Origin of the sequence: Sphingobacterium tenebrionis (assembly GCF_037126265.1) — a bacterium.
Taxonomy (GTDB): Bacteria; Bacteroidota; Bacteroidia; order Sphingobacteriales; family Sphingobacteriaceae; genus Sphingobacterium; species Sphingobacterium tenebrionis.
Map to the genome: position 1 here is coordinate 26,558 of NZ_JAYLLN010000009.1, position 15,658 is coordinate 42,215.

At 41.7% G+C, this 15,658-nt stretch carries 15 protein-coding genes; 7 read left to right on the plus strand and 8 right to left on the minus strand.

Features of this window, described 5'->3' with window-relative positions:
• Positions 1-121: 121 nt before the first annotated feature.
• Genes tgt through VJ786_RS05670 form a run of 6 tightly spaced genes read left to right on the plus strand, consistent with a single transcriptional unit; the run spans position 122 to position 6,960 of the window.
• Positions 122-1,252: a tRNA guanosine(34) transglycosylase Tgt gene (gene tgt / locus VJ786_RS05645; RefSeq protein ID WP_134777123.1), complete on the plus strand. Its 1,131-nt coding sequence runs from the start codon at positions 122-124 to the stop codon at positions 1,250-1,252.
• Positions 1,253-1,262: 10 nt separating this feature from the next.
• Positions 1,263-2,345: an LptF/LptG family permease gene (locus VJ786_RS05650; protein ID WP_336557411.1), complete on the plus strand. Its 1,083-nt coding sequence runs from the start codon at positions 1,263-1,265 to the stop codon at positions 2,343-2,345.
• An 8-nt stretch (positions 2,346-2,353) separates the two neighbouring features.
• Positions 2,354-3,229, plus strand: a complete 876-nt coding sequence (locus tag VJ786_RS05655; RefSeq protein ID WP_336557412.1) for a DMT family transporter — start codon at positions 2,354-2,356, stop codon at positions 3,227-3,229.
• 60 nt (positions 3,230-3,289) lie between these two features.
• Positions 3,290-4,591, plus strand: a complete 1,302-nt coding sequence (der, locus tag VJ786_RS05660) for a ribosome biogenesis GTPase Der (RefSeq protein WP_099365498.1) — start codon at positions 3,290-3,292, stop codon at positions 4,589-4,591.
• An 18-nt stretch (positions 4,592-4,609) separates the two neighbouring features.
• Positions 4,610-6,076: a cysteine--tRNA ligase gene (gene cysS, locus VJ786_RS05665; RefSeq protein WP_099365499.1), complete on the plus strand. Its 1,467-nt coding sequence runs from the start codon at positions 4,610-4,612 to the stop codon at positions 6,074-6,076.
• Between the two features lie 23 nt (positions 6,077-6,099).
• Entirely contained in the window at positions 6,100-6,960 is an 861-nt protein-coding gene (locus tag VJ786_RS05670) for a DUF4440 domain-containing protein (protein WP_336557413.1), read from the plus strand.
• Between the two features lie 225 nt (positions 6,961-7,185).
• Here the strand turns inward: VJ786_RS05670 and VJ786_RS05675 are convergent, their stop codons facing one another.
• Positions 7,186-8,568 (minus strand): peptidylprolyl isomerase, encoded by a 1,383-nt coding sequence (locus tag VJ786_RS05675; RefSeq protein ID WP_336557414.1) that lies wholly within the window; start codon positions 8,566-8,568, stop codon positions 7,186-7,188.
• A gap of 170 nt (positions 8,569-8,738) precedes the next feature.
• On the opposite strand from VJ786_RS05675, the gene VJ786_RS05680 reads away from it, so the two are divergent.
• Positions 8,739-9,836, plus strand: coding sequence for a lactonase family protein (locus VJ786_RS05680; RefSeq protein ID WP_336557415.1), 1,098 nt, complete (start codon positions 8,739-8,741; stop codon positions 9,834-9,836).
• A gap of 9 nt (positions 9,837-9,845) precedes the next feature.
• On the opposite strand, the gene mnhG is transcribed toward VJ786_RS05680, so the two are convergent.
• From mnhG to VJ786_RS05715, 7 genes are read right to left on the minus strand one after another with little or no spacing between them, the layout of a single operon-like run.
• Entirely contained in the window at positions 9,846-10,262 is a 417-nt protein-coding gene (mnhG, locus tag VJ786_RS05685; RefSeq protein ID WP_336557416.1) for a monovalent cation/H(+) antiporter subunit G, read from the minus strand.
• Complete coding sequence (locus tag VJ786_RS05690; RefSeq protein WP_099365504.1) at positions 10,255-10,527, minus strand: monovalent cation/H+ antiporter complex subunit F; 273 nt, start codon at positions 10,525-10,527, stop codon at positions 10,255-10,257. Before VJ786_RS05690 ends, mnhG begins: the two co-directional genes overlap by 8 nt.
• Complete coding sequence (locus VJ786_RS05695; protein ID WP_336557417.1) at positions 10,524-11,000, minus strand: Na+/H+ antiporter subunit E; 477 nt, start codon at positions 10,998-11,000, stop codon at positions 10,524-10,526. The genes VJ786_RS05690 and VJ786_RS05695 overlap by 4 nt, the downstream gene beginning before the upstream one ends.
• Positions 10,997-12,514, minus strand: a complete 1,518-nt coding sequence (locus VJ786_RS05700; RefSeq protein ID WP_336557418.1) for a proton-conducting transporter transmembrane domain-containing protein — start codon at positions 12,512-12,514, stop codon at positions 10,997-10,999. Before VJ786_RS05700 ends, VJ786_RS05695 begins: the two co-directional genes overlap by 4 nt.
• A complete protein-coding gene (locus tag VJ786_RS05705; RefSeq protein WP_099365507.1) occupies positions 12,511-12,867 on the minus strand; it encodes a Na+/H+ antiporter subunit C in 357 nt (118 codons plus the stop codon). The genes VJ786_RS05700 and VJ786_RS05705 overlap by 4 nt, the downstream gene beginning before the upstream one ends.
• Positions 12,868-12,871: 4 nt before the next feature.
• Complete coding sequence (locus tag VJ786_RS05710) at positions 12,872-13,285, minus strand: Na+/H+ antiporter subunit B (RefSeq protein ID WP_099365508.1); 414 nt, start codon at positions 13,283-13,285, stop codon at positions 12,872-12,874.
• A gap of 4 nt (positions 13,286-13,289) precedes the next feature.
• On the minus strand, positions 13,290-15,602 hold the full coding sequence (locus VJ786_RS05715; protein ID WP_336557419.1) for a putative monovalent cation/H+ antiporter subunit A: 2,313 nt from the start codon (positions 15,600-15,602) through the stop codon (positions 13,290-13,292).
• Between the last annotated feature and the right edge of the window lie 56 nt (positions 15,603-15,658).

Genomic DNA, 15,658 nt, shown 5'->3' on the forward strand with positions numbered 1-15,658 from the left:
GGTCAAAGATACAGGTTCTCGACCTAAAATGTCTTTGGGATGTTAATAAATACTAATTAAATAGCGGAATTAGCATAGGCTCGAAATTTTATAGTATTTTTGCCGACGATTAAGGATAAATATGAAATTCACGCTTCAGGCACAAGATAAAAATTCAAGAGCAAGAGCCGGTGAGATCGAAACCGCGCACGGCACCATAAAAACCCCGATATTCATGCCTGTTGGTACAGCAGGAACCGTAAAAGCGGTACATCAACATGAACTGGTCAATGATATTCAAGCACAGATCATCTTAGGAAATACCTACCACCTGTACCTTCGTCCAGGTTTGGAGGTATTGAACAAAGCTGGTGGCCTGCATAAATTCATTAACTGGGACCGCCCGATCCTAACCGATTCGGGAGGCTATCAGGTATATTCCCTCACCGAGGTTCGTAAAATCAAGGAAGAGGGGGTGACCTTCCGCTCGCATATCGATGGGTCGAAACATTTGTTCACTCCAGAGAATGTAATGGATACCCAACGGGTTATCGGCGCTGATATTATCATGGCTTTTGATGAATGTACGCCATACCCTTGCGATTATCGGTATGCCAGAAGATCTTTGGATATGACCCACCGTTGGTTAAAGCGTTGTTGCGATAGATTTGATAGCACCGAGCCATTATACGGCTATGAGCAGACCTTGTTTCCTATTGTTCAGGGTTCGGTTTATAAGGATCTACGTGAGAAATCGGCCGAAGTGATCGCCTCTTTCGAGCGGGAAGGAAATGCCATTGGTGGTCTTTCCGTAGGAGAACCAGCAGAGGAAATGTATGCCATGACCGAAGTGGTGACCAATATCCTACCAAAAGAAAAACCGAGGTATTTAATGGGCGTTGGTACGCCTGTGAATATTCTGGAAAACATCGCCTTGGGAATCGATATGTTCGACTGTGTGATGCCGACCAGGAATGCCCGTAATGGGATGTTGTTTACCCGCGAGGGAATCATCAACATCAAGAACGAGAAATGGAAGGATGATTTTACGCCGATCGAGGCGGAGAGTGATCTTTTGGTGGATCAGATCCATACCAAAGCCTATTTACGTCACTTGATCAGATCCCAAGAAATTTTAGGGGCACAGATTGCTTCCTTACATAATTTACATTTTTATCTTTGGTTGGTGAACGAAGCCCGCGAGCGAATCCTTGATGGCACGTTTTATGAATGGAAGAACAAAATGGTCGTGAAATTAGGCCAGAGATTATAAGCCAATTGGTATGAAAATTATCGATCGTTATATCATTAAAAAGTACCTTTCTACTTTTATATTCACGGTAGCCATCTTCTGTGTGGTTATCATCATATTTGATATTTCGGAGAAGATCGATGATTTCAATAAATACAAAGCACCGATGTCGAAGGTCTTCCTGCAGTATTATGCGCTAGGAAGTCTACCTTTCTTCATCAATATGCTGACGCCGCTCTTTAACTTTATTGCGGTGATCTTCTTTACCTCCAAAATGGCCGATCAAACCGAGATCGTGCCTATCCTCAGTGGAGGGATGAGCTTTAACCGGATGCTTCGCCCGTATCTGATCTGTTCCGGATTGATCTGTGCGATGACCCTGGTCTCCAATATTTACGTGATACCTTTTACCAACAAGGTCAAGGTAAATTTTGAAAATGTCTATGTGAAGCCGAATAAAGTGGAAGGAACTTCCACCTCAACCCACATGCAGATTGATTCGAATACCTATGTTTATATGGGATCCTTTGATTATAAGGCCAAAGTGGGCTATAACTTTTCCTTGGAGAAGTTCGATGGGGACAAGATGATCGAGAAGATGATGGCCGAACGGATAACCTGGGATTCTACCAAGAATAAATGGAGTATTGCCTCTTTTACCACCCGCCATATCGATGGTCTGGCCGAAAGAATGGAGTCAGGTGATCAACGGGATACCACCTTGGATATGCGTCCGCAGGATTTTGAGGTCTATGAGAATATCTTCACGACCATGAGTCAGGAAGAATTGGAAACCCGAATCAGTAAAGAAGAGATTCGAGGAACAGGGATGATGAACGACCTGCTCCTGGAAAAATATAAACGTATCATCAATCCATTTTCTGCATTTATCCTAACGGTGATCGGGGTAGCACTTTCTTCCAAGAAAGTTCGGGGAGGTATTGGTTTGAGTTTGGGTATAGGGATAGGTTTGAGCTGTATCTATATCGTATTGGAAAGGTTTTCAAGTATGTTCTCCATCAAAGGAGGGTTGGATCCCTTGATCTCCGTATTGATACCGAACGTTATATTCTTGTTCATCAGTTTTTATCTTTTAAAGAAGGCGCCTAAATAGGCCAAACCATGAAACTTGTTGTTAACCGCAATATTCTCATATTGCATTTTACGGTCCTTATCTGGGGTTTTACTGGGGTTCTCGGTGAATTGATCTCCGTTTCTGCACTGCACCTGGTTTGGTACCGGGTTTTGATCGCGGCGATTTCCCTTTATGTATTTTTCCTTTATAAAAAGAAAACCATTCGGGTTTCCAAAGAACAAATCTGGCAGTATCTTGGGGTGGGTGTGCTGGTTGGATTGCATTGGGTGCTCTTTTTCCATGCCATCAAAATCTCAACGGTATCCGTCACCTTGGTGACGCTATCCTCAGTAACCTTATTTACCGCGATTTTGGAGCCGATCATCAATCGAAAGCGGATCGCCATTTCGGATGTGCTGGTAGGTCTGTTGATCATATTCGGGATATACCTTATCTTCAAATTTGAGTTCAAATATTTCTGGGGAATTGTCTTCGGGCTGTCCTGTGCCTTCTGTGCCAGTATTTTCTCGATATTGAATGCACGGATGGTAAAGAAAGCGAGTCCAAGCATCATTACCTTCTATGAAATGATCGGCGCGTTTTTGGTGGTCAGTGGTTTATTGTTGTATACCGGGCAGTTTGATTCCCAGATGATCCTGAGTCAAAAAGATCTCATGTATTTGTTGCTTCTTGGCGTGGTATGTACGGCTTTTGCCTATGTGTTAGGCGTTGCGGTCATGAAGGAACTGTCTGCTTTTACGGTGGCTCTGACCACTAACCTAGAGCCGGTTTATGGAATAATCCTCGCCTTGTTGATTTTTGGTCAACGCGAAGCCATGAGTACCGGCTTTTATTTTGGGGAAGTCATTATTTTGGGAGCAGTTTTTGTCTATCCCTATCTAAAAACTAAACTTATTGCGTAACTTTGCAATTTACATGGTACCTGAAAAATGTTGCCGTGAGGTAACAATCAAATAATAAATATGGCAAATATTGTAGCAATTGTTGGAAGACCGAATGTCGGTAAATCCACATTATATAACCGTTTGACGGAGAGTCGGAAGGCGATCGTTGATGACTTTAGTGGCGTTACGCGCGACCGTCATTATGGCCAGGCGGAATGGGTAGGAAAGCGGTTCACCGTAATCGATACGGGAGGTTTCGTGCATGGCTCGGACGATGTGTTCGAAGCAGCGATCCGTGATCAGGTATTGATCGCTATCGATGAAGCTTCCGCTATCTTATTTGTGGTGGATGCCACAACAGGAATCACCGATTTGGATGATGAAATTGCCGATGTATTGAGACGGAGCAGCAAACCTGTTTTTGTGGTTGCCAATAAGGTTGATAGTGCAAAGCAAACCCACGATACCCACGAATTCTATTCTTTGGGATTGGGTGAAGTTTATAATATTTCCTCCATGACCGGATCTGGTACAGGAGAGTTATTGGATGAATTGGTAAAAGAGCTGGATGTAGAGGATGAGGAAGAAGAAGAATTGCCAAAATTCACCATCGTAGGTCGTCCGAATGTGGGTAAATCTTCCTTGACCAATGCTTTATTGGGTGAAGAGAGAAATATCGTAACTCCTATTGCCGGAACAACCCGCGATTCGATCCGTATTCATTATAACCAATTTGGGCATGAATTCCTATTGGTAGATACAGCAGGTCTTCGCCGTAAATCAAAGGTAAACGAAGATATCGAGTTCTATTCGGTGATGCGTACCATCAAAGCCTTGGAAGATTCGGATGTCGTAATCTTGATGATCGACGCTAAGGATGGTATCGAGGCGCAGGATATTAATATCTTCCACTTGGCAGAAAAAAACAAAAAGGGTATCGTACTTTTGGTGAATAAATGGGACACAGTTGAGAAAGATCATAAAACGGCAAAGGCATTTGAAGATACCATCAAGAGCAAGATTGCACCTTTCACGGATGTTCCGATCATCTTTACTTCCGTAACGGAGAAACAACGTATTTTCAAAGCGGTGGAAACAGCGATGGAAGTCTATGAGAACAAAACCAAGAAAATCCCTACTTCGAAATTGAATGATGTGATGTTGGAGATCATTGAAAAATATCCACCTCCAGCAACAAAAGGAAAATATATTAAGATTAAATATGTAACGCAGTTGCCAGGCAGATCACCTATGTTTGCCTTCTTCTGTAACTTACCGCAATACATCAAAGATCCATATAAACGTTTTATTGAAAACAAATTGCGGGAGAACTTTGATTTCAGCGGTGTGCCGATCCAAATATTCTTTAGACAAAAATAATAGCAGCAACAATTCATTATGGAGCATAATCTTGTATTATACAATACCCTTACGCGCAAGAAAGAGAAATTTGTGCCTATTCATCCCAATTTGGTTGGTATGTATGTTTGTGGGCCCACTGTTTACAGTGATGTTCACTTAGGGAATTGTAGGACTTTTGTTTCCTTTGATTTGATCTTCCGTTATTTGGTCCATTTGGGCTATAAGGTACGTTATGTACGCAACATTACCGACGCCGGTCACCTGGAAGGAGACAATGACGAAGGGGATGATAAATTTGCTAAAAAGGCTAAATTGGAGAAATTGGAACCCATGGAGATTGTGCAAAAATATACCTTGGGTTTCCATGATGTGCTCCGCATGTTCAATACCATACCACCAAGCATAGAACCAACTGCTACTGGACATATTTCTGAACAGATAGAAATGGTTCAGGAAATTATGAAGAACGGCTTTGCCTATGAAGTGAATGGTACGGTATATTTTGACGTGGATAAATACGTTAAAGAATATAATTATACGATTTTAACCAACCGTAACCTGGAAGATATGCTGAACAATACCCGTGAACTGGGTGGGCAGGATGAGAAAAAGGGTAGGTTGGATTTCGCCCTATGGATCAAGGCTAAGCCAGAGCATATCATGCGTTGGCCATCGCCATGGGGTGTAGGCTTCCCTGGCTGGCATATTGAATGTTCGGCCATGAGCAGAAAGTATCTGGGTGATCAATTCGATATCCACGGCGGTGGTATGGATTTGGCCGCAACTCATCATACCAATGAAATTGCGCAATCTGAAGCGTGTAACCATACTACACCTGCCAAATATTGGATGCATACCAATATGTTGACCGTAAATGGTGCAAGGATGTCCAAATCTGCAGGGAATGGCTTTCTTCCTGGGGAATTGTTCACCGGGAATCATCCTTTATTGAATAGGGGATACTCGCCAATGGCTGTTAGGTTCTTTATGCTGCAGGCCCATTACCGGAGTACATTGGATTTCTCCAATGAAGCTTTGGATGCTGCAGATAAAGGCTATAAACGATTGATGTCTGCCATTGCGCTGTTGGATAAGATTGCAGTATCCGGAAAGTCCAATTTTGGAAATCTGGAGGAAATCAAAGCAAGATCTTATGCCGCGATGGACGATGACTTCAATAGCCCTGTTCTGATTGCAGAGTTGTTTGAGGTGGTTCGTATCATCAATTCACTGTATGATGGCAAATTGACGATCACAGCAGCCGACTTGGAAGCATTGAAAGGCTATGTATCGGATTTTGTTTTCGATATTTTAGGCTTGAAAGATGATCAGGTTGGAGATGTGGACAATATGGATGATCTGATGCAGATCCTTATTGGAATCCGCAATGAAGCTAAGAAAAACAAAGATTTTGTGACTTCGGATAGTATCCGCGAGAAGCTTACGGAAATAGGTATTCAGCTCAAGGACAGCAAGGAAGGAACACTTTGGAATAAGATTTGATTAGATAGCAGAAATTATATCGAATGATCTATAAAAAAGGCTTATCAATACTAGCCGCTGCCTTGGTTTCCGTTTCTGCTTTCGCCCAGATGCCTGAGAAGGTTGGGGGATTGTTGAACGTGGATAAAACCGCAGCAAACATATCAAAATCGGAGGGTCCACATGCTGGATTCAAATATATGGTAGATAAACAGTCTACCTTTTATGTGCCCTCTCCTGTGAATGCCGTTAATTATTTGGATAATAGACCTAATATTCCCGATCTGTTGACCTGGGAACCCAATCTGGTTTTGGTATCCCGTAGTTTGGACTGGGGAGTGACCTCAGGCCCTATGGAATTTCAAAAAGTGGGATCTCCGAAAAGATTTGGTCAATACCTTTCGGTATGGCGTAGGGATAAAAAAGGAAACTGGAAGATCCATTTGCGTACAGAGGTTGATAACTTTGGAAAGAAAAAATCCGAAGGATTGGAATATTACGAACCGGATAGCAAGAATTACCTGAAACATCGCTCGGAGAAGAGATTACAACAGCGTGAGGAAGTCGTTTTCCAAACGGATGAGTTATTCTCTACCATCTTGAAAGCAGATACTAGGACGGGTTATAAAGAGTTCTTGGCGGATGATGCTCGTTTTTATTTTCCTTGGAAGGATGAGATTGAAGGCAGGGATAAGGTTCTTGACTTTTTGAAAAAGGACCGGATTGAGATCGATACGGAACCAACGGAGGTAGGACGTGCTTATAGTGGTGAGTTTGCTTATACGCTAGGAACGGCTACTGTAGGGATGAAGGATAAGGTGGTTAAGTTTAGTTATATCCGGATCTGGCAATTGAAAGATGATTTCAATTGGAAGGTTATTCTGGAAATGATGTGGGAAAGGTAGAAATTGGATTGTTTTAAAGCGTTGAGCTTTAAAACGTGATAGCTATAAAGCGTCATTGCTATAAAGCGTCATTGCGAGGAACGAAGCAATCTTTCGATAAGTGTAAAGATTGCTTCGTTCCTCGCAATGACGTTTAAGTTTCTCTCAATGAGGTTTAAGTTCCTCGCAATGAAGCGTTTTTATCTAATGTCTATAATCTAATATCTATTATCTATCATCCCCAACCTAATTCCCGTTCACCGCTACATCCTCCAAATTACTCTTCGAAAAGATCTTCAGCTCATCACAAGAACCAAAATCTTCATTGATCTGAACAAACGTAGTCTTTGTTTTCTTCTCAAACCACTCACTCATTTTACGGCGAGTTTTATCCTCTTGCGCATAAAACTGAATAGTTGCAAAATCCTGCTCTAAACTTGCGCGGTGTGGCGGAATACGAGTCTTCAAATAATTGAATTTATAACCTATCTTTCCAGTTCTTGGATCTTGGTATTGATAGGATTCTGTATATTCTCCAGGTTGGATCGGGTCAATAGCGACAAATACCTCTTTCTCCAAATTCTCCACGGCAATAATCGTCGAACGGTTTTCCGATCTAGGATCGATAACCATACCTCCTGTAAACTTCGTTTCTTTATTATCCGAATATCTAGATGCAGCCGCACTAAAGCTCATCTTACCAGTTTTAACCAAATTCAAAACAGAATCTAACTTGGTTTTCGCGCGATCTAAACTTGCCTGGGTAGGCTGGGTAAGGATCAAGACATGGCGCACATTAACATCCTCTCCACGGCGTTGTAATACCTGCAAGAAGTGGAATCCATATTCCGTTTCAAATACCGGTGAGATCTCACCCTCTTTTAATTTAAAAGCCATGGCGGAAAACTCCTTCACATAATTCGTTCTAGGCGCAAAACCCAATTCACCACCTCTTTTTGCAGATTCCTTATCTTCTGAATAAAAACGTGCAACCGTACCGAAATCTGTACCATCCAAAACCTGTTGGCGGTATTTCTCTGCACGCTCCTTAAATACATTCTTCTCGTCCTTGGTCAATTCCGGTTCAATGGTGATCTCACCAATTTCCACCTGGGTACTGATGTTTGGAACTTCATTTTCTGCCAAGGATTCGAAATATTTTTTAACTTCCAATGGAGTGATCGTGATCTTTTGGATCAAGGAACGTTGGAATTTTTGTGCTTTTAATTGTTCCGCAACTACTGGACGCATTTCCTCCTTATACTGTAAGAGCGAACGTTTCAAGAAAGCCTCTACACGCTCCTGACCACCACCTTGAGCAATCATTCCACGCATACGGGAGTTTAGATCATCATCTACTTCTGATTCGGTTACTTCTACCGAGTCAATGGCCGCTTGTTGAGCCAATAACTTCGTGATGATCAACTGTTGTAAGAATCTACATTTGATATCCGCAGCAGGTTCCCCACGATTAAGCAGGTATTGGGCGTATTGAGCTTCTACCTCTGATTGTAGGATTACCCCCGAACCAACAGTAGCCACTACGCGATCAATAAGTTTTTCTTGTGCACTTACCTGTATGGAACATACCGTAAGTATTAATATTATAATCTTTGAAAGGTTTTTCATTCTATTTTAACGCGCTATTCCGATAGTCTTTTGGCAAAAATATTAAATATTATGCCTTTTTTAATACATTTACGAATGAAATAAAATAATAATCTATTTCAGCCGCTTCTTAATTCCGCTAAAATAGCGAAACAGTCTTACAATAAACTCGATTTAACCATATTTAACAGATGATTAAAAGATATTTTTCAGTTGCATTAATCCTTATGACAGTGGTAGTTACAGAAATTAAAGCGCAAAAAATTCCATTATATGTTGGAACTTATACGGAAAAAGAAGGGAGTAAAGGGATTTATACTTTTTCCTTTGATACCGAAACAGCAGATGTAACGTTGTTGTCGGAGACGGAAACCCCTTCACCATCCTTTATTGCACGGAAAAATGAGCTTTTACTGGCTGTAAATGAATTGACCGATGGTAATCAATCGATATCGGCTTTTCAGATAGAAGGGGACAAGTTGAAATTCATCAATAAATTGCCCACAACAGGGTCAGCTCCCTGTCATGTATTGTTGGATCCCAAAGGTAAATATGCCATTGTCTCCAACTATTTAGGCGGAACATTGGATATCTATGGTATTGATTCTCAAAAGGGTTTATTAGGTCATGAAGGAAATGTAAAATTCGAAGGGTCAGGACCGAATAAAAAGCGCCAGGATGCACCACATATACATTCCACATTTTTTGGAAAAGACAATCATGTCTATGTTTCTGATTTAGGTTCGGATCAGATCTATGAATTCCAGGTACAGAAGAAAGATGGAAAACATGCCTTGAATTTAGCATCGATCATTAAAACTCCTGCAGGTGCTGGACCACGCCATCTTGCCTTTCATCCGAAGAAGAAGATAATTTACGCCATTATGGAAATGACAGCTGATGTGCTGGTCTATGAAAAGGAAAATGATACTTGGGTCGAAAAACAACGATTGAACATGAATGGGGAAGGCTTTTCTGGAAACAGTGGAGCTGCGGATATCAAGGTTTCCAAGGATGGTCGATTTGTATATGCTACGGATCGGGTTGATGCGAATAACATTGCTAGCTTTAAGGTGCTTAGAGATGGAAAATTGGAGAAAATCCAAGTACAATCTGTATTGGGCAAAGGGCCGAGAAACTTTAATTTTTCACCAGATGAAAAGTTTGTGCTCGTTGGAAACCAACTCAGTAATGAAGTTGTAATCTTCAAAAGGGATAAAAAAACCGGGCTATTAACAGATTCTGGCAAACGCATCAATGCATTTAAACCTGTTTGTTTGATATTTTAACCTGATATTTTAATCCGTGGCATCATCCGAATGCGCGATGTTCTCTTTTGCATGGGGCTGTGCTTTCTCCGGATCACTTTCTAAACAATGTGTTTCCTTGTTGTACATCCCTTTAAGTTCATCGACCACCGTGCCTTTCCACAAAGGGGTGCCAGTAAAATAGGCTGCTTTGGCTATCATATGGGCCGCAATAGGGGCAGTTAGAATTAAGAAGAAAATAATGGCGATGGATTTGGTAGTTACCGAGACATCTCCAGGGAACATAATAGCCGCACAGATCAACAATAAACCAACCCCTAAGGTGGAGGCTTTTACCGTTACGGATAGGCGTAGGTAAAAATCAGGCATCCGAAGAACGCCGATAGAGGCAAACAGGATACTCAGTGCACCTACGGTGCTTAATATGGCTAGAATAATATCAATCATCTTGTTGTTTTTCAATGTAATAAGAAAAGGCGATAGTGCCTAAGAAAGCGATCAGTGCCAATATGATCGCCACATCCAATAGCACATCCTGTTCCTGTCGGATGCTGTAGACGGTGATGATTCCAATCCCGATGGTAATGATCAGATCCAGCGCGATCACTCGATCCACCACTGTTGGTCCCTTGAATAATCGGATGAAAACCAAGAGCACCGAGATGGTCAATATCGGAAGAATCACAAAATCAAAATAGGCCTCTAAACTCATCGTAATAAATCTAATAATTTACGTTCAACTCCGGTTTTTAATGTTCGGATGAATTGTTCTTCATCCTTCAGGTACATCACATGGATATAAATAGCTTTTTTATCATCGCTGATATCAATGATCAGGGTGCCTGGCGTTAAGGAGATAAAAGTGGATAACAGGTTGATTTCAAAATCGGTGTTCGCATTGACCGGATAACGAACAATACCGGGTTTGAAAAAGTATTTTGGTGTAATCACATCATATGCGACCTGGACATTGGCCTTGATTAATTCGTATAGGAAGAAAAAGAAGAAACTGATGATCTTGGGCACCCGATAAAAATAGCGGACATCCGATTCATTCCGATTCATGATCCATAACACGCCAAATCCCAGGAGGTATCCAAAGATAAAATTAGAATAGAGCATGGATCCCGTAAGAGCTACCCAAATAAAGGATAGCAACAGGTTCATTAGAAAAAACTTGATCATTGTTCAAAAACTTTATCGCCCAATACCGTGCGGATATACAGGCTGGTGTCCAACAATTCGTTCGTTATCTTATCCACCAAGATGATGATGTTTTCTACATTCAGACCAATGTACAAAGTAACACCACACAAAAGGAGGATAGGTAGTACTAAAAGGATCTTTTTGAATGGTGGCAGATCCACAAATTTATCATCAACTTCTACGCCTTCAGGGGTGTCCTTCCAGAATACATCGGCCCACATTTTGGCTATGACATACATCGTTACTAAACTTCCTACAATTAAAGCAATGATGAAGAAATATTGTTTTTCTATAAAAGCTTCCTGGAAGAGGTAGATTTTTGGCCAAAAGCCTGATAATGGCGGAATACCTACCAGTGAAAATAAGACCAAAGCAATAATCAAAGAGATCAGCGGATAATTTTTATACAGACCTCCTAATTTATTCATATCCATCGTTCCTCTGATCTGTCGGATGATCCCTGCAATCAGGAACATATTGGTCTTAACAATAATATCGTGGATCAAGTAGAGCACGGTTCCCATCAGCGCAATCTTGCTGAACATAGCAATACCACCCAGCATAAATCCGATATGGCAGACGATCAAATAGGAAAACAGCCTTCTGATATTGGTTTTGATCAATGCCCCAAAAGCTCCAGTAAGGATCGTTAAAACAGCTAGGACCATAAACAGGTTCCTGGTAAAATCATCTGGTATAAATATCAGACTGAATACACGTAGAATAGCATAGATACCGACTTTCGTCAATAGACCACCAAAGGTAGCTGCTACTGCGGAAGGTGGGGTATGGTAGGAGGAAGGTAGCCAATAATATAAGGGGAAGACGGCAGATTTGATACCAAATCCCATGATAAAGAATACCGAGGTGATCCCGACCAAAGCTTTATTGTCAAATTCCCTGATCTTAAGGGAAAGGTCTGCCATGTTCAAGGAGCCGGTAATACCGTAAAGAATCCCGATACCAGTCAGGAAGAAGGTCGAGGCGAGAATATTCATCGCCATGTATTTTACAGCACCTTCCAATTGTGCTTTTCGGCCACCCAATGTCATCAGAACAAAGGAAGAAATGATAATGACCTCAAACCAGACATAAAGGTTGAAGATATCGCCGGTCAGGAAGGCGCCGTTCAATCCCATTAAAAGGAAATGGAAGATCGGGAAGTAACCGTATAACATCCGTTGCCTATTCAGACCGATGGAGGAGAAGATGGAAACCGCGAAACCTGCAATGGAAGTGAGCAGGACCATGGTGACACTGAGCAGGTCGGCAACAAAGACGATTCCGAATGGTGCTTCCCAATTGGAGGCATTCATATGGAGCGGTCCTTCGTTATAAACCTTAGCAAACAACCGGATGGCAATCAGAAGTCCGATAAACGCGCCACCCACACTCAAAAAACGCTGAGATATTGTCTTCCGCCAAGCAATCAATTGAATGATGGCAGTGAACAAATGGATAAAAACAGGGGCTAAAATATGGTTATCGATCATATATCTTCTTCTTCCGGCGTGTTTAAATCATCCAAATCATCTGAATTGACCAATGCGTAGACACGTTTCAATAATACGATGGCAAATGCCGTTAATGCGAAACTGATAACAATCGCGGTGAGGATCAAGGCCTGCGGGATCGGATCAGCATAAATATCCTGAAAAACATTATGGTCGGCATCAATTACTGGTGGTTTTCCTTTGGTAATACTACCCAAAAGGAAAATTAAAATGTTTGTTCCATTTCCTAGGAGCATGATCCCCAAGAGGAGCTTGACCATACTTCGCCGCAGGATGAGATAGACCCCCGCAGCATACAATAAACCCAAAACAGCAACAAGTAATAATTCCATATGATTAGTCCTTGGTTAATGAGATGGTGAACAATATGGTTAAGACGACGCCTACTACGACCAGGTAAACGCCTAGGTCAAAAAATAAGGCTGAGCCTATCATGCCAATTACGGGTATCTTTTCTTCCCACCAAAGACCGGTCATTGGTGGAAGGCCAAAAAAGGTAGGAAGCACTACACTTGTGGCAGAAATGCCCAATCCGATGGGTATCAAGGACAATGGTTTTCTTTTCAATATTTTCATGGTTGCTTCGGTACCATTGGCAAAGCTATGGAGCACGAAGGCGATGGATGCGACCAAGCCGCCCACAAATCCTCCTCCGGGATAATAATGGCCACGTAGGAGCAAAAAGAAGGAAAATAAGAGTAGGATAGGCAACAGATATCGTGTTGCGGTCTGTAAAATTATACTGCGCATATTTCTATTCTTTTTCTGATGATTTCAACCTTAATTTTAACAAACTATATACGCCTAAGGCTGCTATACCAAGAACCACCGTTTCAAACATGGTATCTATACCCCGGAAGTCGGCAAGGATGAGGTTGACAACATTCTTTCCTTTGGCCAAGATATAGGCATTCTCCCCATAGAAATCACTGGTCTGTGTTTGGATAGGTTCGTATAATACCTTCAATGCAATAATGGATAAAATGGCTCCAAATCCTAATGCAACCACGATATCGCGGTATTGCTGTTTAGCGGAGGCTAGATTCAGGAAGCCTGGAAGTTTATAGAGAACCAGTACAAACAATACGGTACTTAAGGTATCAATAGTAAATTGGGTCATGGCCAGATCCGGTGCACTGTAGAACACATACATCAAACAGATACAGTAACCGATGACACTCATGGAAACTACTGCAGTTAAGCGAGAAGGGGTGGATACAACGATCAATAATGCCCCAAGGAGGATGACGACCACTGCTACTTCATAGATAGTTAAAGGAGTCAGGTTGTCAAAATCAATTTGAATTGGCCCGCTCATCCATAATTTATAGATCAGCAATCCCTCAGCAAATAGAATGATCTTCAGGTGGTAAGAGCGTAGATAGCCGTTATGGAATTTGCCCGTATACCAAGTGGAAAAACGAATAATATCGTTACTGTATCTTGTTAAAATACTTTGGGAAGATATGGATTGGAATTTTTCTAAAAAGGAGACTTTCTTTTCACTTGGTTTATTGAATATATATAGTAGGATCCCTAATCCTAGGGTTACTAGGCTAAGTATCAATACGGTATTAAAGGATCCGTGCCAGATGGCTAATTTCAAATCTGTTTCAGCACCGAATATGCTGTTTGCAGTTGCCAGGCTCATCCATTTCCCAATAAAACCAGGAAACAACCCGAACAAAAGACCTAGGGTACCTAAGATTAATGGTGGAATCCACATGGATTTATAGGGTAAGTGTAGCTTGCTATATTCCTGCGGAAGTTCCCCAGCAAAGGGTTTCCATCCTGCCATAAATCCTGCCGCTACTAGGCAGGTATTGGTAATAACCGCCAGAATGGTCAAAATTAGCATTAGGTTTTCTTTGCTATGTAAAGTGGCTTCATAGATGAGGTCCTTACCGATGAAACCAAAAGTTCCTGGTAGACCGGCACTACTTAAAGCTGCCAGTATACCTGCGATGGCCACCGGCATCAATACCTTTCTTAAGCCGGAAAGCTTAGTGATGTCCCTTGTGCCAGTTTCATGATCGATAATCCCCGTTACTAAGAACAATGTTGCTTTATAAAGGGCATGGACTAAGATAAATACGGCAGCAGCTATAATAGCTTCCCGGGTTCCAACGCCTAAAAGGAATACCAGAATTCCCAATGCCGAGATAGTTGTATAAGCTAAAATAGATTTCAGATCGATCCGGAACAGGGAATGTATGGCCGCATATAGCATGGTGAATCCCCCTACGATCATGAGTGGATAGGACCAGAGGTCGGTGCCACCTAAGGCAGGAAAGAACCTCGCCAACAGGTAGATCCCCGCTTTTACCATGGTTGCGGAGTGCAGATAAGCTGAAACTGGTGTTGGAGCTTTCATCGCTCCAGGCAACCAAAAATGGAAAGGGAACTGTGCGGATTTGGTAAATGCTCCTAAGAATATAAAAAGGAGGATTAATGGATAGAAATCACTGTTAATAATCCTATCCTTATATTCGATCAATTCCGAAATCTGATAAGTTCCAGCCACATTTCCGAGCAATACCAAACCTGCTAAGAGAAAGAATCCACCCATCCCGGTGATGGTCAACGCTGTCATGGCGCTTTTCCTGGAATCCTTATTGTCGTTATTGAATCCGATCAGGAAAAAGGAACTGATACTGGTCAACTCCCAGAAAATAAATAAGAGCAGGATGTTATCCGAAAGGACCAATCCCATCATGGCGGTCATGAAAAGGAATAAATAACCGAAGAACCGGTCAAAATAAGGATGTCCTTTGAGGTAGGTTCGCGCATAAAAGAAGATGCCGGTCCCTATTCCGGTAATCAGCAACATGAACAACATGGAGAGACCATCCAAACGGAAGTCAAAATTAACACCCAGTGTCGGGACCCATTCGATATGTTGGACAAAGGATGCTCCTGATGCAATTTTCGGGATAAATCCGAGGTAATAGGCAAAGATTCCCGTTGGGATAAGCGGTAATAAAATACTCCATTTGGATTTGAGCCTGGATCCGAAAGGGATAAGCAAAATGGCGGAAAACAAACCAAGAAGTATAGTAAACAGCATGAACTAATTATTAGAAATTTATGGGAATTGGCTAAAAATAATAAAAAACTCGCATT

Bases quoted from the DNA above. Each gene is read 5' to 3' on its own strand.
- VJ786_RS05715 (WP_336557419.1), bottom strand. From the start codon at position 15,602: ATGCTGTTTACTATACTTCTTGGTTTGTTTTCCGCCATTTTGCTTATC.
- VJ786_RS05695 (WP_336557417.1), bottom strand. From the start codon at position 11,000: ATGATCAAGTTTTTTCTAATGAACCTGTTGCTATCCTTTATTTGGGTA.
- mnhG (WP_336557416.1), bottom strand. From the start codon at position 10,262: ATGATTGATATTATTCTAGCCATATTAAGCACCGTAGGTGCACTGAGT.
- VJ786_RS05675 (WP_336557414.1), bottom strand. From the start codon at position 8,568: ATGAAAAACCTTTCAAAGATTATAATATTAATACTTACGGTATGTTCC.
- der (WP_099365498.1), top strand. From the start codon at position 3,290: ATGGCAAATATTGTAGCAATTGTTGGAAGACCGAATGTCGGTAAATCC.
- VJ786_RS05650 (WP_336557411.1), top strand. From the start codon at position 1,263: ATGAAAATTATCGATCGTTATATCATTAAAAAGTACCTTTCTACTTTT.
- tgt (WP_134777123.1), top strand. From the start codon at position 122: ATGAAATTCACGCTTCAGGCACAAGATAAAAATTCAAGAGCAAGAGCC.
- VJ786_RS05705 (WP_099365507.1), bottom strand. From the start codon at position 12,867: ATGGAATTATTACTTGTTGCTGTTTTGGGTTTATTGTATGCTGCGGGG.
- VJ786_RS05670 (WP_336557413.1), top strand. From the start codon at position 6,100: ATGATCTATAAAAAAGGCTTATCAATACTAGCCGCTGCCTTGGTTTCC.
- VJ786_RS05690 (WP_099365504.1), bottom strand. From the start codon at position 10,527: ATGAGTTTAGAGGCCTATTTTGATTTTGTGATTCTTCCGATATTGACC.
- VJ786_RS05710 (WP_099365508.1), bottom strand. From the start codon at position 13,285: ATGCGCAGTATAATTTTACAGACCGCAACACGATATCTGTTGCCTATC.
- cysS (WP_099365499.1), top strand. From the start codon at position 4,610: ATGGAGCATAATCTTGTATTATACAATACCCTTACGCGCAAGAAAGAG.
- VJ786_RS05680 (WP_336557415.1), top strand. From the start codon at position 8,739: ATGATTAAAAGATATTTTTCAGTTGCATTAATCCTTATGACAGTGGTA.
- VJ786_RS05655 (WP_336557412.1), top strand. From the start codon at position 2,354: ATGAAACTTGTTGTTAACCGCAATATTCTCATATTGCATTTTACGGTC.
- VJ786_RS05700 (WP_336557418.1), bottom strand. From the start codon at position 12,514: ATGATCGATAACCATATTTTAGCCCCTGTTTTTATCCATTTGTTCACT.